This window comes from Rhodococcus sp. 06-418-5, from assembly GCF_002258285.1.
Lineage (GTDB): Bacteria > Actinomycetota > Actinomycetes > Mycobacteriales > Mycobacteriaceae > Rhodococcoides.
Genome location: NZ_NOYE01000008.1, coordinates 150,532 through 176,391 on the forward strand (window position 1 = coordinate 150,532; position 25,860 = coordinate 176,391).

General features: G+C 64.0%; 34 protein-coding genes. 23 read left to right on the forward strand and 11 right to left on the reverse strand.

All coding sequences use genetic code 11. The features are described 5' to 3' along the window. From CH274_RS02415 to CH274_RS02425, 3 genes are all read left to right on the forward strand, one after another. Positions 1 to 561: a sugar O-acetyltransferase gene (locus tag CH274_RS02415; protein ID WP_094656641.1), complete on the forward strand. Its 561-nt coding sequence runs from the start codon at positions 1 to 3 to the stop codon at positions 559 to 561. Between the two features lie 160 nt (positions 562 to 721). Further along, on the forward strand, positions 722 to 1,525 hold the full coding sequence (locus CH274_RS02420) for an SDR family oxidoreductase (RefSeq protein WP_094629081.1): 804 nt from the start codon (positions 722 to 724) through the stop codon (positions 1,523 to 1,525). Between the two features lie 58 nt (positions 1,526 to 1,583). After that, entirely contained in the window at positions 1,584 to 3,137 is a 1,554-nt protein-coding gene (locus CH274_RS02425) for a Na+/H+ antiporter (protein ID WP_094656642.1), read from the forward strand. Between the two features lie 8 nt (positions 3,138 to 3,145). Here CH274_RS02425 and CH274_RS02430 read toward each other — a convergent pair whose 3' ends face one another. Both CH274_RS02430 and CH274_RS02435 read right to left on the reverse strand, forming a co-directional pair. After that, positions 3,146 to 3,928: a pirin family protein gene (locus CH274_RS02430; protein ID WP_094656643.1), complete on the reverse strand. Its 783-nt coding sequence runs from the start codon at positions 3,926 to 3,928 to the stop codon at positions 3,146 to 3,148. Between the two features lie 34 nt (positions 3,929 to 3,962). Further along, complete coding sequence (locus CH274_RS02435) at positions 3,963 to 4,469, reverse strand: VOC family protein (protein ID WP_371828385.1); 507 nt, start codon at positions 4,467 to 4,469, stop codon at positions 3,963 to 3,965. A 98-nt stretch (positions 4,470 to 4,567) separates the two neighbouring features. Here CH274_RS02435 and CH274_RS02440 point away from each other — a divergent pair, with 98 nt between their 5' ends. From CH274_RS02440 to CH274_RS02450, 3 genes are read left to right on the forward strand one after another with little or no spacing between them, the layout of a single operon-like run. After that, positions 4,568 to 5,020, forward strand: coding sequence for a MarR family winged helix-turn-helix transcriptional regulator (locus CH274_RS02440; protein ID WP_094656644.1), 453 nt, complete (start codon positions 4,568 to 4,570; stop codon positions 5,018 to 5,020). Next, positions 5,017 to 5,736, forward strand: a complete 720-nt coding sequence (locus CH274_RS02445) for a pirin family protein (protein WP_094656645.1) — start codon at positions 5,017 to 5,019, stop codon at positions 5,734 to 5,736. The genes CH274_RS02440 and CH274_RS02445 overlap by 4 nt, the downstream gene beginning before the upstream one ends. Before the next feature lie 13 nt (positions 5,737 to 5,749). Beyond that, a complete protein-coding gene (locus CH274_RS02450; RefSeq protein WP_094656787.1) occupies positions 5,750 to 6,559 on the forward strand; it encodes an alpha/beta fold hydrolase in 810 nt (269 codons plus the stop codon). Positions 6,560 to 6,561: 2 nt separating this feature from the next. Here CH274_RS02450 and CH274_RS02455 read toward each other — a convergent pair whose 3' ends face one another. Beyond that, positions 6,562 to 6,993, reverse strand: a complete 432-nt coding sequence (locus CH274_RS02455; protein WP_094656646.1) for a MarR family winged helix-turn-helix transcriptional regulator — start codon at positions 6,991 to 6,993, stop codon at positions 6,562 to 6,564. A 62-nt stretch (positions 6,994 to 7,055) separates the two neighbouring features. On the opposite strand from CH274_RS02455, the gene CH274_RS02460 reads away from it, so the two are divergent. The 3 genes from CH274_RS02460 to CH274_RS02470 are packed head-to-tail and all read left to right on the forward strand — an operon-like array spanning position 7,056 to position 8,284. Continuing rightward, positions 7,056 to 7,427 (forward strand): VOC family protein, encoded by a 372-nt coding sequence (locus CH274_RS02460; protein ID WP_094656647.1) that lies wholly within the window; start codon positions 7,056 to 7,058, stop codon positions 7,425 to 7,427. A 48-nt stretch (positions 7,428 to 7,475) separates the two neighbouring features. After that, positions 7,476 to 8,063: a winged helix-turn-helix domain-containing protein gene (locus tag CH274_RS02465; RefSeq protein ID WP_045197648.1), complete on the forward strand. Its 588-nt coding sequence runs from the start codon at positions 7,476 to 7,478 to the stop codon at positions 8,061 to 8,063. 8 nt (positions 8,064 to 8,071) lie between these two features. After that, positions 8,072 to 8,284 carry a hypothetical protein gene (locus CH274_RS02470; protein ID WP_032396900.1) on the forward strand — a complete coding sequence of 71 codons (213 nt, stop codon included), beginning with the start codon at positions 8,072 to 8,074 and terminating at the stop codon, positions 8,282 to 8,284. Between the two features lie 68 nt (positions 8,285 to 8,352). On the opposite strand, the gene CH274_RS02475 is transcribed toward CH274_RS02470, so the two are convergent. Both CH274_RS02475 and CH274_RS02480 read right to left on the reverse strand, forming a co-directional pair. Then, complete coding sequence (locus CH274_RS02475; RefSeq protein WP_045197652.1) at positions 8,353 to 9,294, reverse strand: DUF808 domain-containing protein; 942 nt, start codon at positions 9,292 to 9,294, stop codon at positions 8,353 to 8,355. Between the two features lie 110 nt (positions 9,295 to 9,404). Further along, complete coding sequence (locus CH274_RS02480) at positions 9,405 to 10,568, reverse strand: NADH:flavin oxidoreductase/NADH oxidase (protein WP_094656648.1); 1,164 nt, start codon at positions 10,566 to 10,568, stop codon at positions 9,405 to 9,407. A 174-nt stretch (positions 10,569 to 10,742) separates the two neighbouring features. On the opposite strand from CH274_RS02480, the gene CH274_RS02485 reads away from it, so the two are divergent. Both CH274_RS02485 and CH274_RS02490 read left to right on the forward strand, forming a co-directional pair. Then, positions 10,743 to 11,150 carry a hypothetical protein gene (locus CH274_RS02485; RefSeq protein WP_094656649.1) on the forward strand — a complete coding sequence of 136 codons (408 nt, stop codon included), beginning with the start codon at positions 10,743 to 10,745 and terminating at the stop codon, positions 11,148 to 11,150. Then, positions 11,147 to 11,344 (forward strand): helix-turn-helix transcriptional regulator, encoded by a 198-nt coding sequence (locus CH274_RS02490; protein ID WP_032396904.1) that lies wholly within the window; start codon positions 11,147 to 11,149, stop codon positions 11,342 to 11,344. The genes CH274_RS02485 and CH274_RS02490 overlap by 4 nt, the downstream gene beginning before the upstream one ends. A gap of 3 nt (positions 11,345 to 11,347) precedes the next feature. Here the strand turns inward: CH274_RS02490 and CH274_RS02495 are convergent, their stop codons facing one another. Next, a complete protein-coding gene (locus tag CH274_RS02495) occupies positions 11,348 to 12,568 on the reverse strand; it encodes a pyridoxal phosphate-dependent aminotransferase (RefSeq protein ID WP_094656650.1) in 1,221 nt (406 codons plus the stop codon). After that, positions 12,565 to 13,506 carry a DMT family transporter gene (locus tag CH274_RS02500; RefSeq protein WP_094629070.1) on the reverse strand — a complete coding sequence of 314 codons (942 nt, stop codon included), beginning with the start codon at positions 13,504 to 13,506 and terminating at the stop codon, positions 12,565 to 12,567. Before CH274_RS02500 ends, CH274_RS02495 begins: the two co-directional genes overlap by 4 nt. Between CH274_RS02500 and CH274_RS02505 the strand changes: the two genes are divergently transcribed. From CH274_RS02505 to CH274_RS02520, 4 genes are all read left to right on the forward strand, one after another. Further along, positions 13,505 to 14,899, forward strand: a complete 1,395-nt coding sequence (locus CH274_RS02505) for an aminotransferase-like domain-containing protein (protein WP_094656651.1) — start codon at positions 13,505 to 13,507, stop codon at positions 14,897 to 14,899. The two genes, CH274_RS02500 and CH274_RS02505, sit on opposite strands and share 2 nt — an antisense overlap. Before the next feature lie 194 nt (positions 14,900 to 15,093). Beyond that, entirely contained in the window at positions 15,094 to 15,627 is a 534-nt protein-coding gene (locus CH274_RS02510) for a hypothetical protein (RefSeq protein WP_179275617.1), read from the forward strand. Positions 15,628 to 15,667: 40 nt separating this feature from the next. Then, complete coding sequence (locus CH274_RS02515; RefSeq protein ID WP_094656652.1) at positions 15,668 to 16,291, forward strand: luciferase domain-containing protein; 624 nt, start codon at positions 15,668 to 15,670, stop codon at positions 16,289 to 16,291. Positions 16,292 to 16,375: 84 nt separating this feature from the next. After that, on the forward strand, positions 16,376 to 16,837 hold the full coding sequence (locus CH274_RS02520) for a DUF6194 family protein (RefSeq protein ID WP_094656653.1): 462 nt from the start codon (positions 16,376 to 16,378) through the stop codon (positions 16,835 to 16,837). On the opposite strand, the gene CH274_RS02525 is transcribed toward CH274_RS02520, so the two are convergent. Together CH274_RS02525 and CH274_RS02530 are read right to left on the reverse strand one after the other, a co-directional pair. Then, positions 16,838 to 17,737 (reverse strand): transketolase family protein, encoded by a 900-nt coding sequence (locus CH274_RS02525; protein WP_094656654.1) that lies wholly within the window; start codon positions 17,735 to 17,737, stop codon positions 16,838 to 16,840. Further along, on the reverse strand, positions 17,737 to 18,417 hold the full coding sequence (locus CH274_RS02530) for a thiamine pyrophosphate-dependent enzyme (protein WP_094656655.1): 681 nt from the start codon (positions 18,415 to 18,417) through the stop codon (positions 17,737 to 17,739). Before CH274_RS02530 ends, CH274_RS02525 begins: the two co-directional genes overlap by 1 nt. A 149-nt stretch (positions 18,418 to 18,566) precedes the next feature. On the opposite strand from CH274_RS02530, the gene CH274_RS02535 reads away from it, so the two are divergent. From CH274_RS02535 to CH274_RS02570, 8 genes are all read left to right on the forward strand, one after another. Beyond that, positions 18,567 to 18,938: a VOC family protein gene (locus CH274_RS02535; RefSeq protein ID WP_094656656.1), complete on the forward strand. Its 372-nt coding sequence runs from the start codon at positions 18,567 to 18,569 to the stop codon at positions 18,936 to 18,938. A gap of 21 nt (positions 18,939 to 18,959) precedes the next feature. Beyond that, a complete protein-coding gene (locus CH274_RS02540) occupies positions 18,960 to 19,280 on the forward strand; it encodes a hypothetical protein (RefSeq protein ID WP_143546518.1) in 321 nt (106 codons plus the stop codon). 1 nt (position 19,281) lies between these two features. Beyond that, positions 19,282 to 19,791 (forward strand): putative immunity protein, encoded by a 510-nt coding sequence (locus CH274_RS02545; RefSeq protein WP_218829188.1) that lies wholly within the window; start codon positions 19,282 to 19,284, stop codon positions 19,789 to 19,791. A 40-nt stretch (positions 19,792 to 19,831) separates the two neighbouring features. Then, positions 19,832 to 20,167, forward strand: coding sequence for a hypothetical protein (locus CH274_RS02550; protein WP_141214688.1), 336 nt, complete (start codon positions 19,832 to 19,834; stop codon positions 20,165 to 20,167). A 14-nt stretch (positions 20,168 to 20,181) separates the two neighbouring features. Further along, on the forward strand, positions 20,182 to 20,655 hold the full coding sequence (locus tag CH274_RS02555) for a GNAT family N-acetyltransferase (protein WP_094629061.1): 474 nt from the start codon (positions 20,182 to 20,184) through the stop codon (positions 20,653 to 20,655). A gap of 23 nt (positions 20,656 to 20,678) precedes the next feature. Further along, the gene (locus CH274_RS02560; RefSeq protein WP_094656659.1) at positions 20,679 to 21,434 is read left to right on the forward strand and encodes a class I SAM-dependent methyltransferase; all 756 of its coding nucleotides are present in this window, start codon (positions 20,679 to 20,681) and stop codon (positions 21,432 to 21,434) included. A 90-nt stretch (positions 21,435 to 21,524) separates the two neighbouring features. After that, complete coding sequence (locus CH274_RS02565) at positions 21,525 to 21,809, forward strand: DUF1490 family protein (protein ID WP_094656660.1); 285 nt, start codon at positions 21,525 to 21,527, stop codon at positions 21,807 to 21,809. Between the two features lie 19 nt (positions 21,810 to 21,828). Continuing rightward, on the forward strand, positions 21,829 to 24,009 hold the full coding sequence (locus tag CH274_RS02570; protein WP_373453901.1) for a heavy metal translocating P-type ATPase: 2,181 nt from the start codon (positions 21,829 to 21,831) through the stop codon (positions 24,007 to 24,009). A 46-nt stretch (positions 24,010 to 24,055) separates the two neighbouring features. On the opposite strand, the gene CH274_RS02575 is transcribed toward CH274_RS02570, so the two are convergent. Continuing rightward, on the reverse strand, positions 24,056 to 24,313 hold the full coding sequence (locus tag CH274_RS02575; RefSeq protein ID WP_032396922.1) for a DUF3297 family protein: 258 nt from the start codon (positions 24,311 to 24,313) through the stop codon (positions 24,056 to 24,058). Positions 24,314 to 24,389: 76 nt separating this feature from the next. Continuing rightward, on the reverse strand, positions 24,390 to 25,784 hold the full coding sequence (gene dnaB, locus CH274_RS02580) for a replicative DNA helicase (protein WP_032396923.1): 1,395 nt from the start codon (positions 25,782 to 25,784) through the stop codon (positions 24,390 to 24,392). Between the last annotated feature and the right edge of the window lie 76 nt (positions 25,785 to 25,860).

The window sequence follows — 25,860 nt, forward strand, 5'->3', positions numbered from 1 at the left end:
ATGGGCGAGAACCGGGATCGGATGCTGCGCGGAGAGCTGTACCGAGACAGTGATCCCGACCTGGTTGCGTCCCGGGTGGCGTGCGGAAAGCTGCTCGACCGATTCAACGCAACCGAGGCAGATCAGAACGAAGAACGACGCGAGATTCTCGGCGAGCTGCTCGGATCCATCGGAGCGGATTCGTGGATCATGCCCAGGTTCCAATGCGATTACGGCACATACATTTCCATCGGATCCAACAGTTTCCTCAACTACGACGCCATCCTGTTGGACTGTGCACCCATCACCATCGGTGACGATGTATCGATCGGCCCACGGGCACAACTGCTGACGGCGCTGCACCCCATGGAGGATCACGAGGCGCGCCGAACACGCTGGGAGAGTGCTCTTCCCATCACCATAGGGAACAACGTCTGGCTGGGCGGCGGGGTCATCGTGTGCCCGGGAGTCACGATCGGCGACAACTCGGTGATCGGTGCCGGCAGCGTCGTCACCCGGGATGTGCCGTCGCACACCTTCGCTGCCGGCAACCCGTGCCGGGCTATCCGCGCCCTACCGTGAGATGACCTCGTGCAGGATCTTGTCGGAGTCGCCGACGAGCCTGTCGACCGCCATCCGCGCGTCAGCAGGGCAGCAGAATTCGTTTGCACAGATAAGAGACTAACCGGTATGGATCGGATCGTCACGTGGTACGGATTGACCGCGTCGGTACCATCTGGGCATGAATCGCACGGCAGTGGTGACCGGAGCCTCGTCGGGTATCGGACGCGCGGTTGCGCAGGCGCTCGTCGCCCGGGGATATCGAGTGATCGGTACCTCCCGCAATCCGGCCTCGATGACCGACGCGCAGCGAGCCACCGGTGTCGAGTATCGCGCTCTCGATCTCACCGATGCCGACTCGATCCGCACCTTCGTCGCCGATCTCGGGGACGTCGACGTCCTGGTCAACAACGCCGGTGAAAGTCAGTCCGGGCCCTTCGAGGAGCTACCGACCGATGCCATCGAGCGACTCTTCCAGTTGAACGTCTTCGGCGCAGTGACGCTGTCGCAGGGTGTCATTCCCGGGATGCGCGAGCGTGGTTACGGCCGCATCGTGATGGTCGGATCGATGCTGGCCAGCTTCCCGCTTGCCTATCGCTCGTCCTACGCCTCCACGAAAGCCGCCATCAAGGGCTTCTCCGATGCGGCGCGTCTGGAACTCTCGCCCTTCGGTGTGTGGATGACCACCGTCGAGCCGGGCTCGATCAACACCGGAATCAGTGAGCGCCGAACCAAGTACATCGCACCGGATTCGGTCCATCGAGACGACTTTCACACTGCCATCTCGTCGCTGGACCGCAAGGAGGGAACCGGCATCTCCGCCGAGGACGTCGCCGAGGTAGTAGTGAAGGCCATCGAGGCCGACAAGCCGAAACCGTTGTACGCCAGAGGAAGCAATGCACCGGTCGTGTTTCTCGCGCGGCGGCTGCTGCCTGCGACCTTCATGGAGAAGACGATCGCGAAGATGTTCGGACTGAAGAGGTAGTTTGAACCGCTGACCTGCGGGAATACAGCTGGGTGAACTATCTCCCTCTCGACCTACCGTGGTAGAGACACTCGGTCTCGTCCTGGCAGCCACAGGCCTGATCGTCGCCGCACAGGTGATCTCGAAGAAGACGACACTCCCCGCGGCAGCGTTGTTGACGCTCGCCGGCCTGGCCGTCTCGGCGTCGGCGTTGCCCGACATCGTTCTCGACCCCGAGCTCGTCCTGACCCTGGTGATTCCGCCGCTGCTCTACAGCGCCGCTCTGAACTCTTCCCTGATCGCCATCCGCCGCAACGTGTGGACCATCTTGAGTTTGTCGGTCGCCCTCGTGGTGGCGACGGCTGCCCTCGTCGGCATCGGTCTGTGGTTGCTCGTTCCGGGGATCACACTGGCCGCTGGTATGGCGCTCGGTGCCGCCGTGGCACCACCGGACCCGGTCGCGGCGCTGGCGGTGGGTCGGCGCGCAGGCATCCCACCGAAACTGGTGACCCTGATAGAGGGCGAGGGACTGCTGAACGACGCGACCGCACTGACGATGCTGACCGTGGCGATCGCCGCGATCTCGAGTCAGGACATGACAGCCGCGCATGCCGGGGGATTGTTCGTGCTCGCCGCAGCAGGCGGCATCGTCGTCGGACTGATCGTCGCACTGGCGATTCGGCTGGTACAGCGGTTCGTTCACGATTCGCTGCTGCTCAACATCGTCTCGCTGGCTACACCGTTCCTCGCGTACCTCGCGGCCGAGGAAGTGCATGCGTCCGGGGTGTTGGCCGTCGTCGTCGCAGCATTGGTGATCGGTCACCACACCCGTCACGCCATCTCCGGAGCCAGTCGCCTGCAGACCAGTGCCGTGTGGAGGCTGATCGATCTGCTTCTCGAGGGCTTCGTGTTCTTGTTGATCGGCGAGCAATTGCCCACCGTTGTCGGCGGCCTGTCGGCCTACTCGGGGACGACGATCGCCCTCGCAGTCACGGTGACGCTCGCCGGCGTCCTGTTGCTGCGGCCGCTGTGGCTCCTGACCACCGGGCTGTCGGCCCGCGAGGCGGTGGTGATGAGTTGGGCAGGCACTCGCGGAGTCATCACCGTCGCTGCCGTCTTCACGTTGCCGCTGACCATCGACTCGGGCGAGCCGTTCGAGAGCCGAGATCTGCTGCTGTTCTGTGCATTTCTCGTCGTGCTGGTGACGGTGATCGGTCAGGGACTGACTTTCGCTCCGCTGGTGCGCAGGTTGAACGTCGTGGCCGATCCCGCCGCAGAGGCACGTCTACGCAACGAAGCACGGGAGGGTTCGACGAAAGCCGCTCTGTCACAGTTGGACCGGATTGCGGACGAGGAGAATCTGGACGACGAGGGTCGCGAGATACTGCGCCGCGAGTTGGAGCACCGTATCGACCGCTACCATCGCCGTCTGGATCACCTCGACGAGTCCGAGATCGGCGATGCGGTCATCTCACCCGAGCAAATTGCCGCGATGACCACACGTCGCCGCATACTCGACGTCGAGCGGGAGGAGCTGCTGTGCTGGCGAGACGCCGGCCGGCTGCCGGACAACAGCATGCGGAGTCTCGAGCACGAACTCGATCACGAAGAGCATTCATTCCGCCCGCATTGAGAGACCGACTAGCCGGCGATCGCCGCGTGCATCTCCCACACGATCACTTCGGCTCCGGTCGCGGTGCTCAGCTTCTGACCGCCGCCTCCGCTGACGCGCACGGCATCACCCTCGGCCAGTGGTCCTACGCCCTCGAGCATCGCTTCACCCTGGGCGACGAAGATGTGCACGAACGGGGCGTCGGGTATCTCGACGGGAGCCTGCCCGGCCTGCAAGCGCGCGACGTGCATGGCGGCGTACTTGTTCTTGATGCGAATGGCTGCGTGGTCGGCGTGGTGTGCCATTCCTGATGCCACGGGAACCAGACCGCCACTGAGCAATTCGCCGTCGATCTCGAGCTGCTCGTAGCCGGGGGTGATGCCCTGTTCGTCGGGCACCACCCACATCTGCACGAAGCGAACGGGATCGCCGTGCTTGCCGGAGTACGAGCCGGCGGTCTCCCCGAGTCGCCACGAATCGTTCTTCTCCGAGTGCAGGATTCCCGTGCCTGCGCTCATTCGTTGGGCGAGACCGGGGTAGATGACGCCGGTGTGACCCATCGAGTCCTGGTGCACCAGCGAGCCCTGCAGCACCCAGGTGACGATCTCCATGTCGCGGTGCGGGTGGGTGTCGAAACCCTGGCCGGGAACGACGATGTCGTCGTTGTTCACCATCAACACGCCGTGGTGGGTGTTGCCGCGATCGAAGTGGTTGCCGAAGGAGAAGGAGTGCTTGGAATCGAGCCAGCCGATCTTGGTCTTGAATCGGTCATCGGCTCGCCGGATGTCGAGTGTGGTTGCTGCAGAGGTCATGTCATTGCCTCGAATCTGGAAAGTAGGTGTGTTCTCAGAGAACGTGCGAGCCGTACATCTCGCCGAGTGGATCGGCGATCAGTTCCAGGCGGGCACCGTCGGGGTCGCGGAAGTACAGCGAGACCTCGCTGTGCTCGATCAGTTCGACTCCAGCGTCGATGAGCTTGGTACGCAGGTGCTCCCACCTGGTGGGTTCGACACTGATCGCCACGTGATGAAGGCCGCCGAGCACCTCGGCGTACGGTCCGACGTCGAGTCCGGGAAAGTCGAAGAATGCCAACAGGTTGCTGTTCCCGATATCGAAGAAGAAGTGCGAAGAGCCCGGGTAGTCACGGTTCTCGATGAGCTCGGTGAGCGGGAACTCGAGCAGATCCTGATAGAAGCGGACCGTTGCTTCGACGTCACTGCTGACCAACGCGGTGTGGTGGAGGCCGCGAGCCGACGACGCCGGCCGTTCGCCTGCGGGCTTCAGGTGCTGAGTACGGATACGGTCCCGCTGCTCTTCGTGTTCCTGCGCGCGTCGTGTCTCTTCGGCAGTCATGTCGTCGGTCATCGCTGCACCCTCCGGGTCAAGTAGTTGCTTCGTCAACTACCAAGAACAATACACCCAGTAGTTGCGTTGTCAACTACTATGGACTCATGGATTCCCCACGGTGGCTCAGCCAGGACGAACAGCTGGCCTGGCGCGCATACCTCGACGCCACTCGGCTGCTGCTTCGCGATCTCGACAATCAGCTCACGCGTGACTCCGGGATCTCGTTCACCGACTTCGAGCTGCTCGTGGTCCTTTCCGAAGCACCCGATCGCCGACGCCGCATGAGCGAACTCGCCGAGGCCGTCACCACCACTCGCAGCGGCGTAACCAGGGCAATCAGCCGACTCGTCGACTGCGGTTGGGTCCGGCGCGTCAAGTGCGACGACGACAAGCGGGGCATGTCCGCCGAACTCACCGAAGCCGGACTGAACACCCTCGCCGCAGCCAGTCCAGGGCACGTCGAGGCGGTGCGGAAGAACATGTTCGACCTCGTGGCTCCGGACGATCTTGCGGCACTGACCCGGACTTTCTCGGCCATGCGGAACCACGCGTCGTGATCAGCCACATTCCCGGGGAGCAGCGCCATCACTGGTGGAACGAATGGCTCGATTCCAAACAGTCCTTCCCCGCGACCGGTAACTACGACCTGGCGGCCAACGCGCACGGGTTGCTGATGGTGCACAACGAGGACACCGTCTTTCCCGGCGAGGGATTCGACTCGCACGAGCACCGGGACATGGAGATCCTCACCTGGGTGCTCGAGGGCACCCTCGAACACACGGACTCCGAGGGCAACAGCGGGCTGATCCGCCCCGGACTGATTCAACGCATGAGCGCAGGCACCGGCATCCGCCACACCGAACGCAACGCATCGAGTCTGACCAGCCGCGACAAGCTACGCGTCGTGCAGATGTGGATTCCACCGGATGCCGACGGACGGGTGCCGTCGTACGACGAGCTGGACGTGCGGGACGAGTTGGCATCCGGCGAGCTCGTCTGCGTCGCATCGGGAATGCCGGGCAGGACAGGAGTACGCATCGGCAATCGCTTTGTGTCGCTTCATGTTGCGCGGCTCGCGCCGGGACAGTCGATCACCGTTCCCGACGCACCGTTCGGTCACGTCTTCGTCGCCGACGGTTCAGTGGTGTTCGAGGACATCGGCGATCTCGACCAGGGTGACGCGGTGCGGCTGACCGGTACCGGCGGACACCGTGTGACAGCATCGACGTCGAGCGAGATCATGATCTGGGAAATGCACGCCGAGTTCGCCTGAGGGAGTGTCGTCCATGCCGACCGTCATCACCGACGATGCCGTCACCCTGAACTATCTCGACGAGGGCAGGGGCCAGGCGGTGGTGCTCATCGCCGGCTTCTGCGCGCCCGCGACCACCTGGATGCTGCAGCAGAAGACATTGGTGGCGAACGGATACCGCGTTCTGGCGCTCGATCGACGAGGGCACGGTGCCTCGGAGGCACCGACACACGGCGCGACCATGGAGCGGCACGGACGCGATGTGGCGAACTTCCTGTCGGCGGTGGGTCTCGACGAAGCCGTTCTGATCGGCGGCTCGATGGGAGCGAGCACCATCTGGTCGTACGTGTCGCAGTTCGGCACCGAACGCGTTCGCGCCATCGTGTCGGTGGATCAGACACCGAGAATGGTCAACAGCGCGGGCTGGGCCAACGGGTTCTACGGACTCACCGAGGACAATCGAACGACGTTCTTCGACAACGGAATACCCGATACCGGTCACGGGCGGCCCCAGTGGAAATCCGTACCGTCGCTGCTGAGGCTTGTGCTCGCATTACGTGCGATGCCGAAATTGGCGTCCCCCGACACCCCACCGATGAGGGCTCTGCTCGCAGATCATGCTGCGCAGGATTGGCGCGCAACCATTGCCGGTATCGACAAGCCGTACCTGATGGTCGCCGCGCGTGACAGTCAGTTCTGGCCTGCTGCACATGCTTTCGAGTCGGTGGACCTGAACCCGCTCGGTCGATCGGTCGTCTTGGAGAGCTGCGGTCACGCCGCGAACATGGACCGGCCCAGTGAGTTCAACGCGGCGATGCTGGAGTTCCTCGACTCGATCGCGTGACGTCAAGACCGGTGCCCGCCCAACGCCTCAGCACACGCAACGAGATGGCGATGCAGCACTTTTCGCTCGCCCATCGACAGTGACGCAATCATGGCCTGCTCCACGGCGGCGACCGCGGCCGACGCTTGCCGCAAGCGCTCTCCGCCCGTAGCGGTCACGTACAGGCGTTGGTCACGACCGGTGCCCTCGATCTCCACCAAGCCGTCGCGCGTCAGCCCGGCCAACAGCTGATGGGTTGCCTGCCTGCTGACGAACACCGCGCGAGCGAGTTCGGCGTTGGACAGGCCCGGTGTGTGCGCGAGGTGTTCGAGGCTCGAGTACTGCGAGACCGTGATGTCGAGTTCGCTCAGAGCATCGTCCATCGCCGAACGCAGGGCGGACGTGGCTCGCTTGAGGGCCAGACCGATGGAGGAATCGACGTCCACTTGACTCATGTCAATATCTTGACATACATTTCCCTCGTCAAGAACTTGACGACCACTCGAAAGGACCCATCATGACCGTCGCAGCCGTTACCGGACCGAGCTTCCTCTCACTCCAAGTACGCGACCTCGCCGTCAGCGCGGATTTCTACGAATCGCGCCTGGGTCTCGTCCGCGCACCCCAGGCACCACCCGGCGCGGTCGTCTTCACCACGTCACCGATTCCGTTCGCAGTCCGAAACCCAGCTCCCGGAACAGATCTCGACAATGGTCAGCCGGGACTCGGAGTCGCCCTGTGGCTCTCCTGCAACAATGCCGAGGCGCTGCACGAGTCACTGGCTGCGGCCGACGTGCCCATCCTGACCGCACCCTTCGACGGCCCCTTCGGTAAGACCTTCGTCCTGCAAGACCCGGACGGGTATGCCGTCACCGTGCACAGCAGCTAATTCCGAAAGAACTATTGCGAAATATTTCTTTCGGGTTATGGTTGTCACATGACCCCACCGCCGCCCGACAGGACGCCCCGGAAGCTGACGGACATGTCCGAGCTGAAGGCGCTGACGCATCCCATTCGGCTCCGCCTGCTCTATGCACTCCGCGCCAACAAGTCGATGACGGCGACCCAGCTCGGCGATCTGGTGGACGAGTCACCCGCCTCGGTGAGCTATCACCTGCGCAAACTCGCCGAGCACGGGTTCGTCAAGGAGGTCGAGAACGGATCCGACAAACGTCAACGCTGGTGGTCGGAGGCCAACGAGGGAGGGTTCAGCTGGTCCGAGAACGACTTCTCGGACTCACCCGAATCGCTGTCGGTCGCCAAGGCATCCATGGATTCCTGGCTGGCGCACCAGTGGTCGCGTCTGCACGACTTCGGGCGAACTTCGGAGTCCTGGGGGCCGGAATGGGTGGCGGCGGCGTTCAGCTCCGACGACGTCCTGCGACTCACCGCCGAAGAGACGAAGACCATGGGGACGGAAATGCGCGCCGTCATCGACAAGTGGCGTCGACACGGCGAGCAATCACCATCGGCGGAGCGCGAACACGTCATGGTGCTGATGCACGGATTCCCCACCACACCATAGGAGTTGGCATGTATCCGTTCGATCCGCACACATACCTCTTCATCGCCGATCAGGATCGCGATCGGAATCTGCTTCTGGCCGAGCGCCGCAGACTCGCTGCTGCGCAGAAGCGCCTCCGCCGAGACGAACTCCGCGTTCAGAGGGCGTGGGACGAGTTGACGGCATCCCTCGCCGATGTCTCCGCGTCCGAGCGACGGGTTCTCGAACTGGCTCGACGCTGATCAGAGCAAGATTGTGTGCAGCCACACCTGGGAGGAATGAACGACGGCGAAAGTCGCCGGTACAGCCACTACTTCGCAGCAGCTCGCTTGGCGAGCGCCTTCGAGATTCCCAGCTGCGCAACCACGATGATGCAACCGACGATGGCACCGATGATCGCCGATGCGAGTGTGTTGACGATCCACGCCAGCACTCCGCCGATGCCGGCGACTCCTCGCACCGCTTCTTCGCCGTGGTGGACGAGTTCGTAGATGGGGTGGAAGCCGAGCTCGTCGATACCCACGAGCAGGATGTGCCCGCCGACCCACAGCATCGCTGCGGTGCCGACGACCGAGAGCACCGACATCACCTTGGGCATGCCCTTGACCAGGCCTCGTCCGAACTTCTCTACGAACCCTGTGGAGCCGTCGGCCAATTTCAGTCCGATGTCGTCCATCTTCACGATCAGTGCGACGACGCCGTAGACGACGATCGTGATGACCACGGCGACGACGGCAAGGATGATCAGCCGACTCCAGAAGCCTTCTGCAGCAATGGTGTCCAGCGCGATGACCATGATCTCGGCCGACAGAATGAGATCGGTACGCACCGCTCCGGAGACGACGGCGTCCTCGTCACGCGGCTCGTCCTCGGCGGCCGCGTGATCATCGCCGTGGCCGAAGAGTGCGCCCCATATCTTGTGCGCCGCCTCGTAGCTGAGGTAGCAGCCGCCGAGCATCAGTATGGGCGTGAGCAACCACGGCACGAACTGGCTGAGCAGCAAGGCGATCGGCAGAATGATCAGCAACTTGTTGCGCAGCGAGCCCACGGCAATGCGCTTGATGATGGGCAGTTCACGTTCGGCCGCGAGACCGCGAACGTACTGAGGCGTCACGGCGGCGTCGTCGATCACGACCCCGGCCGCCTTGGCCGTCGCTTTGCCGGTAGCTGCTCCGACGTCGTCGATGGACGCTGCAGCCAGGCGAGCCAGCGCTGCCACGTCGTCGAGCAGGGCTACGAGTCCGCCGGCCATCACAAACCTCCGCGTCGATACGAGAACACCACATGGCTCCTCATGATGCGAGCCCTTGGAACCCTACCGCCCGCGGATGGTCCGTGATCGCCGTCCGGCCTTTCCCTCTGCTACGCGATCTTCCTCTCCTGCTCGTCGTCGAGAACTTTCGCGGGCGGCAGTCCGATGCTCGGGTCGTGTCCACGGAAGTTCTTCAGCCACCAGCTCCAGTCCTCGGGGACCAGCGAGAACGGATCCCCGTGGCCGAGCTCTCGCGCGGCCCAGACCGGCCAGTGCGGATTGGCCAGTGCCGGACGCCCGAGCAGCACGACATCGATCTTGCCTTCGCGGATGACGGCGTCGGCGTTCTCCGGTACGCCCAGATTCCAGCTGCAGGTCACCGGGATATCCAGCTCACGCTTGACGCGTGCGGCGCGCTCGACCATGAAGCCCATGTCCCCGAACGGAGGATCGACCATGTCGTCGGTGTTGAAACCGAGGCTGACGTCGGCCATGTCCAGGCCATGCTCCTTCATCCATCCGATGGCGATCATGGATTCGTCGAACTGCACACCGTCCGGGTGGTGATCGTCCGAGCCCAATCGCATGGTGAGGGGGTACTTCTCGGGCCACACCTCACGCACCGCGTCGAGCGCCTCCAGGTGGAACCGCGCCCGGTTCTCCAGGCTGCCGCCGTACTGATCGGTGCGCTGGTTGGCCAACGGGGAGAAGAAGCTCGCACCGAGATAACCGTGGGCATAGTGCATTTCGAGCCATTCGTACCCTGCTTCGGCGGCCCGAACAGCTGCATCGGCGTAGCTCTGGTGAATGGCCTTGATCTCGGGCACGGTGAGTTCGTGGACGGGGAACGAGTGGTCACCGCCGTAGGGAATCGCCGATGGCGCCACACATTCCCAGCCGTCGGGATGGTCGGCCGGAAGCTGATGTCCGCCCTGCCACGGTGGGACTTCGCTGCCCTTGCGTCCGGTGTGCCCCAGCTGAATGGCCGGGACCGATCCCATCTCCTTGATCATTGCCGTCACGCGTGCGTGTCCCTCGATCTGGTCGTCGTCGTAGATCCCCGCACAGCCAGGAGTCGTACGACCGTCCGGCGTGATCGCAACCTGTTCCGGGAACACCATCCCGAAACCTCCTGCCGCACGCGCACCGAGATACATCAGGTGAAAGTCGTTCATCTTGCCGTCGACGGCGCGGTACATCGTCATCGGCGACATGGCGATTCGATTTCGAAGCGTCACACTCTTGAGGGTGAACGGGCTGAAGAGATCCGGCATGACAGTGGTCCTTTCCTGAGTGATACCACCTCACCACCTGGCACGTTTCGATCGACTACACCGATGCTGCACGTCGGTGACAGTCTTCTCACCGTCCCGATCATCCGAGTGTGAGGGCCCGATGTATGGTTTCCTATACGTATAGCGAGCTATACCTACGATCGGAGCACCCACATGACACTCAGATGGCTGTCGGTCGGCGCAGTCGGCCTTGCCGCCGCCTCGGCAACGGCGTTGCTGGCCTGGCTGGTCTCACCGGTCGCACCGGGGATCGCAGCGGTGGTGTTCGGGTTCACCGCTCTTCCGTTCGGTGCCATGCTGGGCTGGGTGCTCGTCGTTGCCCCGACGACAACCGAGCCGGCGTATGCATCGGGCGAAAGCATCGAATCTCATTGGACGTCGGCCGCATCGAGTGGGATGGCCACCGACCTGGTGTGCACTCTGGGCCTGACGCTGACCGTTGTCTCGATCGCACGAGCCGAACCACCGGCCACCCTCTTGCTGATCGGTCTGCTTCTCGCCGCGTTCGCATCGTTCACCGCGCGGTACACCTACGCGCGACATCGCGCACTGTCCGAGTGAAGAACAGTGTTCGACGGCGTCGCACCGAGCAGGGTTGGTCTCAGCACGAACTGGCCGAGCGCATCGACGTCACCCGACTGACGATCATCTCGATCGAGAAGGAGCGATTCGACCCGAGCCTGCCTGTCGCCTTTCGCCTCGCCGCGGCGTTCGATTGCTCGATCGAGGAACTGTTCGAGCCGGATCAGAGCTGATAGCTACTGCCGATAGGAGCTCATGAAATTGCCCAGGCGGTCGAGTGCCGTCGCGAGATCGTCGACGTTGGGCAACGTGACGAGTCGGAAGTGATCGGGCACATCCCAATTGAAGGCACGGCCGTGACTGACCAGAATTTTCTCGGACTCGAGCAGGTCGAGCACGAACTTCTCGTCGTCGACGATCCCGAACCGTTCGGTGTCGAGTTTGGGGAACATGTACAGCGCCCCCGCTGCCTGGACGCAGCTGATTCCGTCGATCGAGTTGAGCATGCGATGCGCCAGGTCACGCTGCGCGGTCAACCTGCCCGCCGGGAGCAGCAGATCCTCGATCGACTGCCTGCCGCCGAGCGCGGTCTGTATCGCATGTTGCGCCGGCACATTCGCGCACATGCGCATGTTGGACAGCAGTGTGATGCCCTCGATGAAGCTCGCCGCGCGTCGGCGCGGGCCGGTGATCGCCAGCCATCCCGCCCTGAATCCGCACACCCGGTACGCCTTCGACAGACCCGAATAGGTAAGGCACAGAACATCTTTCCCGGTCAGGGTGGCGAGGTTGGTCATCACCGCCCCGTCGTACACGATCTTCTCGTAGATCTCGTCGGCGAGCAGAACCAGATCGTGCTTCCGCGCCAGGTCGACGAATCGCTGCAGTACCTCTCGTGAGTACACCGCTCCGGTGGGATTGTTGGGGTTGATCACAACGATCGCGCGGGTGCGGGGCGTGATCTTGGCTTCGAGGTCATCGAAGTCCGGGGCCCAATCCTGGTTTTCGTCGGACAGATAATGGACGGGCACACCACCGGCCAGGGCCACCGAGCCGGTCCACAGCGGGTAGTCGGGCGACGGGATCAGGATTTCGTCTTCCGGGTTGCACAGCGCCTGCATCGTCATGGTGATCAGTTCCGAGACCCCGTTTCCGAGGTAGATGTCGCCGACGTCGAGATCGGTCAGGCCTTTGGTCTGGTAGTACTGGACCACTGCCGTGCGGGCGGAGAACAGGCCCCGGGAATCCGAATAGCCCTGTGCGGTGGGAAGGTTGCGGATCATCGCCATCATGATCTCGTCCGGTGCCTCGAAACCGAACGGGGCAGGATTGCCGACGTTGAGTCGCAGGATGGCGTGCCCTTGCTCCTCGAGTTCCTCCGTCTTGTCCAGAATGCGTCCACGGATGTCGTAGCGCACGTTCTCGAGCTTGCGCGCCTGGTGGATCGATCTCGTCATTTCGAAAACTCCTCCTGCCGAACGGTCGGCGACATCCGGGTCCGGACCGCCACTGTTGCACACACGATGACCGCCGCTCCACCCACGAGCACCGGCCACGTCAAGCCCTCGCGCAGGATGACCGCGGCCCAGCAGATGGTCAGCACAGGTTGGATCAACTGGACCTGGCTGACGCTGGACATCGGGCCGATCGCCAGTCCCCGATACCAGGCGAAGAACCCGAGGTACATGCTCACCACCGCCAGGTAACCGAAGGCGGCCCACTCGGTTGCCCCCGCTGTCGACGGTTGCTGCCACCACGCGAGCGCAGTCAACGCTCCGGTGACCGGCACGGACACCACCAGCGCCCACGACACCGTCTGCCACGCACCGAGTTCCCGCGCCAGCAGCCCACCTTCGGCATATCCCACCGCTGCGGCGACGACCGCTCCGAGCAGCAACAGATCCGACCACTGCAATCCGGTCAGCTGTCCGCCTTGCAGGGCAGCGAAGCCGACCGCGACGGCGGCCCCCACGCCTGCGACCACCCAGAACATCGGCCGGACCGGTTGCCGTTCGCGGAGAACCGCAGTGGCGGCGGTGGCCGCAGGCAGCAACGCGATGACCACGGCACTGTGTCCCGCCGATGCGGTGGTGAGGGCGTACGACGTCAGTACCGGGAAGCCGACGACGACACCGCCCGCGATCACTGCGAGCCGAATCCACTGCCGTCCCTGCGGGAGCCGTTGTCCCGTAGCAGCGAGCGCTATCGCGGCCAGCGCGGCTGCGACCACGGCACGTCCGCAGCCCACGAAGAGCGGGGACAGGCCTCCGGTAACCGCGACGCGGGTCAGCGGGACCGTGAACGAGAACGCCGTAACGCCCGCCAGGCCCCAGAGCAGTCCGGCGCGCGATAGCAGGCCCGTCCCAGAACGAGTAGCGCTACTATGCTGTGTCATGTCCGACGATAGCAGTTCCCGGATCGTCTCTGCACTGAGAACCTGGATTGCGACTGCCCCTCCCGAAGCCAGGCTGCCGTCCACCCGAGCCCTGGTCGCCGAGCATTCGGCCAGTCCGGTCACGGTGCAGAAGGCCCTGCGCACGCTCATCGCGCAAGGCGTCATCGAGAGCCGGCCTGGCGTCGGCACATTCGTCAGGACGGTGCGCACGGCCCGCCCCAACGACTACGGGTGGCAGACGGCGGCGCTGGGAGCGCCGGACAATCGACTACAACTTCCGGCGGCTCTGCAGTCGACGTCGAGCGATGTGATCGCGTTGCATTCGGGCTACCCGGCCCGGGAGTTGTTGCCGGAAAGGCTTGTTCACGCCGCCTTCACGCGTGCGTCACGGACCGACTCGGTGATCGCCCGACCCCCCACCGCGGGTCTGCCGGAACTGCGGGCGTGGTTCGCGGCCGAGTTGGGGGCGTCGACACCGTTGGGCGTCACGCCACCGTCGGCCAGTGACGTCGTCATCATTCCCGGCAGCCAGACCGGACTCAGCACAGCGTTTCGAGCACTCGTCGGTGCCGGGCGTCCGCTGCTCATGGAGTCCCCGACGTACTGGGGTGCGATCCTTGCTGCCACGCAGGCCGGCGTCCGTGTGGTACCGATACCCAGCGGCGTCGACGGGCCCGACCCCGACGCGCTCGCACGAGCGTTCGCGCACACCGGCGCTCGGGCGTTCTACGCGCAACCCACCTTCGCCAGTCCCACCGGGGCCCAGTGGTCGCCCACGTTGTCCGAGCGGGTCCTCGACACTGTTCGACGCCACGGCGCATTCCTGATCGAGGACGACTCGGCCCACGATTTCGGTATCACCTCCGAGCCGAATCCGCTGGCCGCACGGGACGACGGCGGGCATGTCGTCTACCTTCGCTCACTCACCAAGACGGTCTCGCCCTCGGTTCGCCTGGCCGGCCTGATCGCCCGTGGGCCCGCCCACGAGCGCATCCTCGCCGACACCGGTGCCGAATCGATGTACGTCAGCGGGATTCTGCAAGCCGTCGCCTTGGACGTCGTCACGCAACCTGCCTGGCGAACTCACCTGCGGAGGTTGCGCACTCAGTTGGCATCGCGCCGAGACTTGTTGGCGAACAGCCTCATCGAGTTCGCACCGCGTGGGCACCTCGACGCGGTGCCCCGAGGTGGGCTCAATCTCTGGATGCGGCTGCGCGACGACTCGGACCTGGAACGCATTGTGCAGGACTGCAAGGCAGCGGGTGTCATCGTCGGCGCGGGCGACGACTACTTTCCCGCCGAACCCACCGGCAAGTACCTACGGCTCAACTATGCAGGCCCCAACCCCGGTGAGTTCGCCGACGCGGCGCGCACGATCGGATCGATCATCTGAGACCGTTCAGTCGATCGAATGACAGCAACCTTTGGGGCACAGCATCTTCGGCCCTGCACGATCATCCGAACAAGGGATACTCGACGCGCGATCACTGTGTCACCATCGCTGAGACGGACAGCCCGTCGAATACTTTCGGTGGAGGAATTGTGTCGCGCACGAGTGGAATTCGCAGGAACCTGGTTCGTCGTTCGATGGCAGTCGCCCTGGCAACCGGGGCATGTGCCCTGGCCGTCCCAGCGGCAGCGGTCGCCCAACCCGAACTCGGGCCAATAGTCGACAGTGGCAGCGCGATCGTCGACAGCGGAAGCGCAATCCTCGACGGTGGCAACATCATCGACAACGGTGCCCGCATCCTCGGCAGCGGAAGTGCCATCGCCGGAGGCATTCTCGGCATCGACACCGGTTCGGCCAACGGAGGCATCGCTACGCAGCAGTGCAATGCCTCCACGATGTCGGGTGAGGAGGGCGTGACGGAGACCCTGCACGAGCTGGGCCGAACCGGACCGACCTCGTTCGTGCTCAGCTACGACACCGTCGATGTTCCCGATCAGATCGAGGTCTTCTACCAGGGCGCACTGATCCACAACACCGGCTATGTCGGCGGCAGCACCGGAGTCGGCTCGGTGGTGGTGTCGGTTCCGGCCGGCACCGCGTCCGCTGTGCTGGTCCGCGTCACCGGACCGGTCGGCACAGTCTGGACCTACACCGTGAGCTGCCCGGCCTGACGGGCTGTTCCCGCCCGGCCCCACCAGCTATGTTGATCCCGTGCAGAAGGTCAGGAACGACTACGCCGCGTGGATCGACCTGGGGCCGGGTGGCCTCCCCGCCAACGTCGGTGGCTGGCTGATCACCACTGCCCTCAAACCACTCGCCCGACGCGACACGACGACCGTCGACGGTGCCGGGAGCCCAGGACTGCACTGGCACCTCGATCACCGACCCGGACCTCGTCCGACGATCGCGCCCTACCCGATACCGCACCGGCAACTCACCCACCGTGGCAGCATTGAGCTCATCGAGCGGCTCACGGCAACGGTGGTCGCCGAAGCCCGATCCGGCGGGCCGTTTCACCTCGAGCGCAGTCGATTCGAGCGCAGAGGCGACGCGCTGTACGTCACGGACATCGGTGCCGCTGCGCCCTGGATCTCACGAACGAAGGGTGAAGTTCTGCACGTGCACGACAGTGAGGGCTCGCTGCACGTGGTGATGCAGCCGGACGATGCGCAGACCGTGATCTCCGCGGGTTGGGGTGAACTGCACCCCTTGGCCGGACGCCCGGTTCTCGGACTACCCGAGACCTACGTCTTCGTCTACGCACCCAGAGACGCCGACGACGCAGACCGAATCGAGCAGATCATCTCGCGCGCGACGGCGACTGCAACGACCTGAGCCGAGGACGATGCGGATCTGTTGCTCGACCGGCCACGTACGAAATCGGGTGAACGATCCTGCCGACCGTGTGACGATCGGGACATGACACTCGACGACATCGTGAATCTGGTCCGCAGCTTCGAAGGCACCGTGACGCAGCGGCCTCGAGAGGGAGACGGAACTCCCGAACTCGCCTGGGGCGATGCGTTCTTCTACTACTCGCCCGACGGGTCCATCCCCACGAACACTCAGCCGTTCGCCACGATCGTGACCAAGAACTACCCGGGCGACGAGCTGTCCCGACTGGACCGACCCGACGCGTTCCGCGTCAACATCGTTGCAGGAAAACAAGAATTCCACAGGATGCTGGGAGTGCCGCCCCGCGAAGCGGCCCACGCACCCCAGGCCGACACAGACGATGTCCTCGCTGCCCACCCTCAGTACGGCACCGCAGGCTGGCTGTCGGTGGTCAACCCGTCGTCGCAGACCGAAACGCGTGTCCGGGAACTACTCGACGCCGCGTATCACGGTGCCAAGAGCAGATACGAGCGCCGCCAAGCCTGATCAGCCGAAGAAATCGTCCATCGATCGGGAGAGCCCCTCGATATCCAGGCCGTTGGCCCGATCATGTTGGGCCACCGTGCCGTATTTGCGTCGTTCTCCTGCTTCGACCCCGACTCCCGACACCCGATGACGCGCATCGGCGAGGGCTCTGTTCACTTGCAGCACTGACGTTCCCGCGAGATACGGCTCGACGATCATGACGTCCGGAGCGGTCAACGTCGCCCGCAGCGTTCGGCTGTCGAACGGCCTGATCGTCGACGCATGCAGCACCGTCAGGTCGCGTCCCGAGGCTGCGGCGAGAACCCGGTCCGTCATCGGGCCGACGGAGATCACTGTTCCCGAATTACCCTGTTGCACAATGGTGAACAATCCATCGGGCCGGCCGTATGGACGTTCGTTGCACACCCCGTCGAGCCTGATGTAGACGCGATCGTCGGTTGCCGCCGCGCTCTGCAACATCCACTCGACCTCGTCGACATGCCCGGGAACATGGACCGTCCACCCGTCCAGGGTGTCGAGGAGTGCGACATCTCGCTGACCGAAGTGTGTCTCGCCGCCCTGCGGCCACCCATAGGATCCACTCGAGCTCACCAGGATTGCGCCGACGCTCTGATGGCCCAGATCGAGTTTCACCTGCTCGAAGGGCCGCTCGATCAGGAACGGCGGGAAGGTGTGCACGATCGGACGCATTCCGGCCAGGGCCAGACCACCGGCGACACCGATCATGGCCTGCTCTCGAATGCCGACGTTGATCACCCGCGATCGAATACCGGCGGTGAGGTGCGGTTCGAGATATCCAACTCCGATCTCCGCCAGCACCAACGCTGTTCGCTCGTTCTGCGCCAACAGATCGGGCAGCAGGCCGTAGAAGTGCTCGCGTTGGTCCAGCGTTGCTTTCATCAGCTCTCCTTCTTTTCGACGTGAGCGACCACCACGTGCGGCCCCTGTGGATGATGGAGGCGAAACGCGCGCCTGAGAGCGGTGTGATCTCGGCCGTCGACGTCGGAAGCGGACCACCCCTCGACCGCGAACCGCGACGCGATACCGCCGGGCCATCCCAGGCCGGCGGAGTCGTTGTCGATCACCACCGCGGTCAGATTGCCCAGATTCGATCGCGCAGCGAATTGAACGGCTTCCATATTGCTCCCCTCGTCGAGCTCGGCGTCGCCGATCAGTACGAAGACTCGGGCGATACTGTTCTGAATCCGCAGCGCAACAGCAGTTCCGGCGGCCAGTGCCAAGCCATGACCGAGCGATCCCGATCCGATATCGACCCCGCGTGCCAGCGTGCGATCCGGGTGATTTCCCAGCGGTGAGTCGTAGCTGCCGAACGACGCGAGCTCGTGCGGCGTCAAGAATCCCCGTGCCGCAAGCACGGCGTAGTACGCCATCGGCCCGTGACCCTTGGACAGGTAGAACCGATCACGGTCCGGGTCGTCAGGATCGGCTGGGTCCAGGCTCAGAATGTCGGAGTACAACACCCACAACACATCGAGTGTCGAAGTGGCGCTGGTGCTGTGCTTTTCGTCGCCCGTCATCAGAGTCATGAGCCGAGGCAACTCGTCGAATGTCATCTGCATGACCCCACCCTGCAACCTCGAGCGCACTCGAGGTCAAGCCCTGCGGGGGAGGTGATGTGAGTGTCCGACATTCCCGGGCGGGACGACGATTTCCGCTTCTCGAGCCGAATTGTGGACACTGACGGCACCACCGACCGTAGTCTCCAGATATGCCGCGAAACCCCCTCGCTATAGCGGGGACGTCCATCGACTGCGCCGATCCGGCGGAACTAGCGCGCTTCTATCTCGCGCTTCTCGGCGGCGAGTTGTTGTGGGAGAACTCCGAGAGCGTTGGGATCCGCACACAATCCGGCCTGAACATCGTTGCGCAGAAAGTCACGAACTACATTCCGCCCCAATGGCCGTCGACATCCATCGTGCACTTCGATCTGGACGCTGGAGCCGACCTGGCCGATTCCGTCGCCTACGCAGTCGAATGCGGGGCCAAGGAGGCAGCAGAGCAGCCGGACCCCCGATGGCGAGTTCTGCTCGACCCCGCCGGGCACCCCTTCTGCATCACCACGGAGGTGTACGACGGTTGACGAGGGCAATAGCCTGAGATGGTGCGCAATCTCGTCATCGTTCTGCTGCTGTTCGGATTCATCGTCGGATTGGTGCCGTTGGGCTGGTACCTGATCGGCGAAATGACGACGGACCCGAGCGACGTCGTTTACTACGGAAGCTACGAGCCGCTGTACGGAGCCACGATGACCGATGAAGCCATGGACAGGTTGAATAGACAGTTCCCCTGCCGGTCGCAAGGAGTGTCTGCCACGTGGCTGTATGTAGTCCCCATTGCTACTGCAGCTCTCGGTGCACTGTCCGGATTCGTTCTCGGCAAGTTCGGATTCGTGCTCACGCGCAGGCGAACTCGAGAGGCATGAGGTGGCTGGGCCTGCCGAAGTGGAGCTGAGCACCGACGACATTCGACGCGTGACGGCCTTTGCGACTACCTGCGCCCGACGGGCATTACCGATCTACGAGATGGCCCACCCCGGGGATGCGCGTCCACGCTCGGCGATCGAGGGTGCCGAGGCATTCGCCGAGACCGGCCACCGGACGGCGGAGTTACGCAGGCTCGCCTGGGACGCGCACAAAGCGGCCCGCGAGGTGCCGACTTCAGCGGCCACGGACGCAGCACTGTCCGCAATGCACGCGGCCGGCTCTGCGTTTCTCCATCCGCTGTACAGCCCCCATCAGATCAAACACATTCTCGGTTCTGCCGTGCACCTGGTGCTCGCCGACCCCGAATCTGCTGCAGAACAGATCGAATGGATCGACGCGCAGTCCGATGCGACTGTGCGAGCGGTTTTGCGTCGGTTTCCGCCACCGATCGCCGGGCGCACGAGGTTCGGCGTGCTCATGGCCCGACTCGATACCGAATTGCGCCGTTGAGCCGTTGCCTCGATTGGAGTGCGGTGACAGCATGGGAAAGATGAAGGCACATGAACGCCCGTGGAAGCGTTATGCAATTGCCGCGTTGCTGGCCTTCCTCGCATTCTCGACAATCAGCGACATCGTGTCCGATCCTTCTGCCTGGAACTGGTCGAAGCTGGCTGTGCTGGCTGTGGCCGCTGTGTTCATCTGGTACGGAGAGCGCCGAACCTGGACGTCTCCGGACAAGATCGGACCCGAAGCCGTACCCGCCGGGGATGTCGAAGCGGTGGTCGCAGAATCCGGCAGAACTGTCCACGCCATCAAAGCGTTACGAGAGATGCATCCCGGTCTCGGTCTGCGTGACGCCAAGAATCTCGTTCGACCGGATCACTGACCGAGGAGAAGGCGATGTCGTCAGTCAGCGGTACACGTGCCGTCCAGGATCCCGCCGGACTGACCGAGGCCGCAATCCTGTTGATCGACTTCAATCGCGAGTACGACTACCCGGTGCCCGAGTCGGATTGGCTTGCAGCTCATCTCGATACTCTGGTGAAATCCGGCGATACCAGCGTGCTGACATTCGGGACTCCCGCCATCGGTGTGGCGATTCTGCGATTTCGGGCCGGCACTCTGAGCGCAGATATCGAGGCCTATCTCGCCGAGTTCTACGTCCGGCCTGGCCTACGCGGGAAGGGCTACGGAACAACCTTTCTCGACGACGTCATCGAGCACGCACGCGGCAGGGGTGCCACCTACATGGACCTCAACACTTCCGAGGACGACGAGGCGGCGCGACACGTGTACGAAAAGCGTGGCTTCGACTGCCACGAAGGCCGTGGCGAGGGACCCAAAGCTCTGTATTACGAACTCGAGCTGAACTGACGCAAGAGATGTAGCCTGGCCATATGGTTAGCCGAGATAACAGCTCTACGTCGTTCGGGACCGTCGCCGACGTGTACGAATCTGCTCGCCCCGACTATCCGTCGGCCGCGGTCGAATGGCTGCTGAAACCCGTACTCGAGTCGAGCGGGCGGCCTCTCGTCGCCGACGTCGGTGCCGGGACCGGCAAGCTCACCCGCATCATCGCCGCCGCCGGGTGCGATGCCGTCGCGGTCGATCCTGATCCCGCCATGCTCGACGCCCTGCGCGACGCAGTGCCAGGAGTTCCCGCCCACGTCGGCACCGCCGAGTCCCTGCCGCTGGAGAACGAGAGTGTCGATGCCGTCCTGCTCGGACAGACGTGGCACTGGGTCGAGCCGGTGGCCGCGTCACGCGAGATCGGCCGGGTTCTCCGCCCGGGCGGCACGCTGGGACTGATCTGGAACATCCGCGACGAGTCGCACTCGTGGGTTCGGCGACTGAACTCGGTGGTCTCGCGCGGTGGAGCGCTGACCATGTTCGACGACGGTCCACCGCCGATCGCAGAACCGTTCCGCCGGCTCGACGAGGAGCGGTGGGCGTGGTCGCGCACGGTGAGCCGGTCCCAGTTGACCGATCTGGTTCGGTCGCGCAGCTTCTACATCACCGCGACCCCCGACGAGCGCAACCGCATCGATCGGGATCTCACTGCACTGTTCGACGAATTGGGTCTCGAGGGATCGAGGACGATCGAACTGCCCTATGTCACAAGGGCTTTCCGCACCACGAAGCCGAGCCGGTGAGACGCCCCAACCCCGGGAGTCGCCACATCCGAGCAAAACGAATATGATTCCCAATAAGTGGGTGCAGGTTCGACTTCGAGGAGCTACAACATGGCGTTTCCGATCATCGTCGCGAAAGCAGTATCGACGGTCGTAACAGGCGCGGTCGGCGTCGCCGCGTACAACGGTGCCAAGAAGCTGTACGACAAGGCTCCCGTCCGCAAGGTCGCGGTATCGGCAACCGAGCTCGGTCTCCGCGCCGCGCGAAGGGCCGAAATCCACGCCGAGTCAGCACGTCTGGCCGTGTCCGATGTTGTTGCAGAGGCGCGCGACCGGCTCGGCGAAGAAGTGCCGCCACCCTCGGCCACCGAAGTCGGCCACGGTCACTCGCACTGATCACGGCAGTCGGCCGAACATGACGATGCTCGTCGAAGATTCCCTCGATGCAGCTCCCGACCGCGCGGATGGCATCGAGATCCTGTCCGATGCCGCCGGCCGCATGCGGCTTCGCGTCGACTGGCTGCGATCGAGTCCGGGTCGCGCGGTCGCCGTCGAAGATCACGTCGACAAGATTCGCGGCGTTCGAGCTGTCCACGCGTACTCCCGCACCGCATCGGTCGTCATCTGGTACTCCCGCTCGCGCATCGACCGGGCCGAGCTGTTCGATGCGGTGAACGCAGGTCGTACCACCGACTGGGGACTTGTGCCCGTCCGAAGCCCACGCTCTGCGGACGTCACCAGCGGTGATGTCCTGCGCATGACCATCGGCGGCGCGGCCCTGGTCCTGCTCGGCTTCCGTCGCTATGCCTTCCGACGGCCGCCCCTCCTCGGACCCACCAGCCGCGTCGTGGCGACCGGAGCCACCATCTTCACCGGCTATCCATTCCTGAAGGGAGCGCTGCGCTCGCTGACCGGAAACCGGTCCGCCGGGACCGACGCACTCGTCAGCGCCGCCACCGTGGCCAGTCTGGTGCTCCGTGAGAACGTTGTTGCCCTGACCGTGCTGTGGCTGCTCAACATCGGTGAATATCTGCAGGAGCTGACGCTCAAGCGCACTCGTCGCGCGATCTCCGATCTCCTGACCGGCACGCAGGACACCGCGTGGATTCGCCTTCCGGACGGTTCCGAGATCTCCGTCGACGTCGATCGGCTGGAGATCGGCGACGACGTCGTCGTGCACGATCACGTCGGCGTGCCCGTTGACGGGACCGTCGTAGACGGCGACGCGGTGGTCGACCAATCCGCCATCACCGGTGAGACATTGCCGGTGTCGATAGCTGCAGGCGACAGGATCCATGCCGGGTCCGTCGTTGTCCGTGGACGCATCGTCGTCCGCGCGTCTGCGGTAGGCCGCGATACGACGATCGGCCGCATCATCTCGCGCGTCGAGGAGGCACAGGAAGACCGCGCCCCGATTCAGACTGTGGGAGAGAACTTCTCACGCCGCTTCGTACCCGCGTCGTTCATCCTGTCGGGCCTCACGCTCCTGGTCACCCGCGATGTCCGACGGGCGATGACCATGCTGCTCGTCGCGTGCCCGTGTGCGGTGGGTCTGTCGACTCCGACGGCCATCAGCGCCGCCATCGGAAACGGTGCTCGCCGGGGGATTCTCATCAAGGGCGGATCGCACCTGGAACAAGCAGGCAGGGTCGATGCCTTCGTGTTCGACAAGACCGGGACCCTCACCGTCGGACGCCCGGTCGTCACCAATGTCGTGTCATTCCAGGACGACTGGGAGCCGGAGCAGGTGCTGGCGTATGCCGCCAGTTCCGAGATCCACTCTCGGCATCCGTTGGCGGAGGCCGTGATTCGCAGCACCGAGGAACGCCATATCGTGATTCCTCCGCACGAGGAATGCGAAGTACTCGTCGGCCTCGGCATGCGTACCGTCGCAGACGGTCGGACTCTGCTGCTGGGCAGCCCGTCACTGCTGCGCAGCGAGAACGTCACCGTCTCCGACCATGCGGCCGAATGGGTTTCGCGCTTGCAGCGTGAGGCCGAGACTCCGCTACTGCTGGCGGTGGACGGCGTACTGGTCGGGTTGATCAGCCTGCGTGACGAGGTCCGATCCAATGCTCTGGACGTATTGAACGCGCTCCGCGCCGACGGTGTGGAACGGATCGTCATGCTCACCGGAGATCACCCGGAGACCGCCGCGGCCGTCGCCGCCGAACTGGGCATCGCCGAGTGGCGAGCCGAGGTGATGCCCGACGACAAACTCGACGCCGTCCGCAAGCTCCAAGAAGAGGGATACGTCGTCGCGATGGTCGGAGACGGCACCAACGACGCTCCCGCGCTCGCCGTCGCGGATATCGGAATCGCAATGGGATTGGCGGGCACCGATGTTGCCGTCGAAACGGCCGATGTAGCTCTGGCCAGCGACGACTTGACACGGTTGCTCGACGTTCGCGATCTCGGACGACACTCGGTATCGGTCATCCGGCAGAACTACGGAATGTCGATCGCCGTGAACGCTCTGGGCCTCCTGGTCAGCGCCGGTGGAGCACTCTCTCCGGTGCTCGCCGCGATTCTGCACAACGCGTCCTCGGTCGCGGTGGTCGGCAACAGCTCCCGTTTGATCCGATACCGAATCTGATCAGTAACGCCCCGACACGAGGGCGATCTGCTTGGTACCCAGTCCGCTATTTCGCGTCGCGGAAGTACGGTTCGACCGTGCCCTTGAGCTTGACGAGCATGGGATTTCCGTAGCGATCCTTCGCGGTGGGGACTTCGACTCGCACCCAACCCTCGGTCACGTTGTATTCGCGAACACTGGTCTTCTCGACGCCGTTGAAGCGAATACCGACGTCCCGGCGAAGAACCTCTTCGTTGTAGAAGGGGCTCCGCGGATCGATCGCGAGGTGATTCGGTGGAACGTCTGTGTGCTGGTCCTCTGACATGAATTACTTTCGTCGAATGCTGAGATAAGGGCGTGGTTGATTCCTGAAGAGAATACGCGACCCAGCGCTGTCGGCCCTAGCCCCGCGCCATGTCCACGAATCTGGACAAGTGAAGTTGGTGCGCCACAGTGATTGTCGCGGTCGGGCCGTTACGGTGCTTACCGAGAATCAGGTCGGCCTCACCGCCGCGGGGGTCGTCGCGCTCGATTGCGTCGGGGCGGTGCAGCAGAATCACCATGTCGGCGTCCTGCTCCAGTGAGCCGGACTCACGGAGGTCCGAGACCATCGGCTTCTTGTCGGTTCGCTGCTCCGGGCCACGGTTGAGCTGGCAGACCGCGACCACCGGGCATTCGAGTTCCTTGGCCAACAGCTTGAGCTGACGGGAGAAGTCCGAGACCTCCTGCTGACGGGATTCGACCTTCTTGCCGGACGACATCAGCTGAAGGTAGTCCACCACAATGAGTTTCAGTCCGTTGCGCTGCTTGAGGCGACGTGCCTTGGCACGGATCTCCATCATCGTCAGGTTCGGGGAGTCGTCGACGAAGAGCGGTGCTTCGCTGATCTCGCTCATGCGCCGGGCCAGCTTGGTCCAGTCGTCGTCGGTCATCTTTCCCGAACGCATGTCGCCGAGCTTGATCTTCGCCTCGGCGGACAACAGTCGCATGACGATCTCGGTGCGACTCATTTCCAGGGAGAAAATGACACTGGGCATGCCGTGCTTGATCGAGCACGAACGCATGAAATCCATACTTAGGGTCGACTTACCCACGCCGGGCCTCGCCGCCACGATGATCATCTGACCCGGGTGCAGGCCGTTGGTGATTTCGTCGAGTTCGGCGAATCCTGTTGGTACACCGAGGGATATGCCACCACGGCTGGCGATGGAGTCGATTTCGTCCATCGTGGGCTGCAGCAGTTCCTCGAGGGGCAGAAAGTCCTCGGAGGTGCGGCGTTCGGTGACCTCGTACACCTCGGCCTGCGCACGGTCGACCACCTCGGCCACGTCCTGGCCGTCGGCTCCGGCGTAGCCGAACTGCACGATGCGGGTACCGGCCTGCACGAGCCGGCGCAGAATCGACTTCTCCGCGACGATCTCGGCGTAGTACCCGGCATTGGCTGCCGTCGGCGTCGTCTGCGTCAGGGTGATCAGGTACGGGGGGCCGCCGATGCGTTTGAGCTCACCGCGACGGTCCAGCTCGGCCGATACGGTGACCGGGTCGGCAGGCTCACCGCGGCTGTAGAGGTCGAGGATCGCGTCGTACACGTTCTGGTGGGCCGGGCGATAGAAGTCGCCGGGACGAAGCACCTCGAGCACGTCGGCAATGGCGTCCTTGCTCAGCAGCATGCCGCCGAGTACGGACTGTTCGGCCGCCATGTCCTGTGGGGGCTGGCGACCGAAATCCTCGCCGGGGCCCTCGCTGGAGGAGGGGCCGGAGTAGTCGGACTGTCCTCGATCGTCCACAACTGCCACGCGAACCGGCCGTCCTCTCCCCATTGTCGTCGGCACCGTCGAATATCACCCGGCGGTGCTATGTAGCAAGTTCTAC

Excerpts from the sequence above, each read along its gene's own strand:
- CH274_RS02415 (WP_094656641.1), top strand. The coding sequence starts at position 1 with ATGGGCGAGAACCGGGATCGGATGCTGCGCGGAGAGCTGTACCGAGAC.
- CH274_RS02420 (WP_094629081.1), top strand. The coding sequence starts at position 722 with ATGAATCGCACGGCAGTGGTGACCGGAGCCTCGTCGGGTATCGGACGC.
- CH274_RS02430 (WP_094656643.1), bottom strand. The coding sequence starts at position 3,928 with ATGACCTCTGCAGCAACCACACTCGACATCCGGCGAGCCGATGACCGA.
- CH274_RS02435 (WP_371828385.1), bottom strand. The coding sequence starts at position 4,469 with ATGACTGCCGAAGAGACACGACGCGCGCAGGAACACGAAGAGCAGCGG.
- CH274_RS02440 (WP_094656644.1), top strand. The coding sequence starts at position 4,568 with ATGGATTCCCCACGGTGGCTCAGCCAGGACGAACAGCTGGCCTGGCGC.
- CH274_RS02450 (WP_094656787.1), top strand. The coding sequence starts at position 5,750 with ATGCCGACCGTCATCACCGACGATGCCGTCACCCTGAACTATCTCGAC.
- CH274_RS02455 (WP_094656646.1), bottom strand. The coding sequence starts at position 6,993 with ATGAGTCAAGTGGACGTCGATTCCTCCATCGGTCTGGCCCTCAAGCGA.
- CH274_RS02460 (WP_094656647.1), top strand. The coding sequence starts at position 7,056 with ATGACCGTCGCAGCCGTTACCGGACCGAGCTTCCTCTCACTCCAAGTA.
- CH274_RS02465 (WP_045197648.1), top strand. The coding sequence starts at position 7,476 with ATGACCCCACCGCCGCCCGACAGGACGCCCCGGAAGCTGACGGACATG.
- CH274_RS02470 (WP_032396900.1), top strand. The coding sequence starts at position 8,072 with ATGTATCCGTTCGATCCGCACACATACCTCTTCATCGCCGATCAGGAT.
- CH274_RS02475 (WP_045197652.1), bottom strand. The coding sequence starts at position 9,294 with ATGGCCGGCGGACTCGTAGCCCTGCTCGACGACGTGGCAGCGCTGGCT.
- CH274_RS02480 (WP_094656648.1), bottom strand. The coding sequence starts at position 10,568 with ATGCCGGATCTCTTCAGCCCGTTCACCCTCAAGAGTGTGACGCTTCGA.
- CH274_RS02485 (WP_094656649.1), top strand. The coding sequence starts at position 10,743 with ATGACACTCAGATGGCTGTCGGTCGGCGCAGTCGGCCTTGCCGCCGCC.
- CH274_RS02495 (WP_094656650.1), bottom strand. The coding sequence starts at position 12,568 with ATGACGAGATCGATCCACCAGGCGCGCAAGCTCGAGAACGTGCGCTAC.
- CH274_RS02505 (WP_094656651.1), top strand. The coding sequence starts at position 13,505 with ATGTCCGACGATAGCAGTTCCCGGATCGTCTCTGCACTGAGAACCTGG.
- CH274_RS02500 (WP_094629070.1), bottom strand. The coding sequence starts at position 13,506 with ATGACACAGCATAGTAGCGCTACTCGTTCTGGGACGGGCCTGCTATCG.
- CH274_RS02510 (WP_179275617.1), top strand. The coding sequence starts at position 15,094 with ATGGCAGTCGCCCTGGCAACCGGGGCATGTGCCCTGGCCGTCCCAGCG.
- CH274_RS02520 (WP_094656653.1), top strand. The coding sequence starts at position 16,376 with ATGACACTCGACGACATCGTGAATCTGGTCCGCAGCTTCGAAGGCACC.
- CH274_RS02525 (WP_094656654.1), bottom strand. The coding sequence starts at position 17,737 with ATGAAAGCAACGCTGGACCAACGCGAGCACTTCTACGGCCTGCTGCCC.
- CH274_RS02530 (WP_094656655.1), bottom strand. The coding sequence starts at position 18,417 with ATGCAGATGACATTCGACGAGTTGCCTCGGCTCATGACTCTGATGACG.
- CH274_RS02535 (WP_094656656.1), top strand. The coding sequence starts at position 18,567 with ATGCCGCGAAACCCCCTCGCTATAGCGGGGACGTCCATCGACTGCGCC.
- CH274_RS02550 (WP_141214688.1), top strand. The coding sequence starts at position 19,832 with ATGAAGGCACATGAACGCCCGTGGAAGCGTTATGCAATTGCCGCGTTG.
- CH274_RS02555 (WP_094629061.1), top strand. The coding sequence starts at position 20,182 with ATGTCGTCAGTCAGCGGTACACGTGCCGTCCAGGATCCCGCCGGACTG.
- CH274_RS02560 (WP_094656659.1), top strand. The coding sequence starts at position 20,679 with ATGGTTAGCCGAGATAACAGCTCTACGTCGTTCGGGACCGTCGCCGAC.
- CH274_RS02565 (WP_094656660.1), top strand. The coding sequence starts at position 21,525 with ATGGCGTTTCCGATCATCGTCGCGAAAGCAGTATCGACGGTCGTAACA.
- CH274_RS02570 (WP_373453901.1), top strand. The coding sequence starts at position 21,829 with ATGACGATGCTCGTCGAAGATTCCCTCGATGCAGCTCCCGACCGCGCG.
- CH274_RS02575 (WP_032396922.1), bottom strand. The coding sequence starts at position 24,313 with ATGTCAGAGGACCAGCACACAGACGTTCCACCGAATCACCTCGCGATC.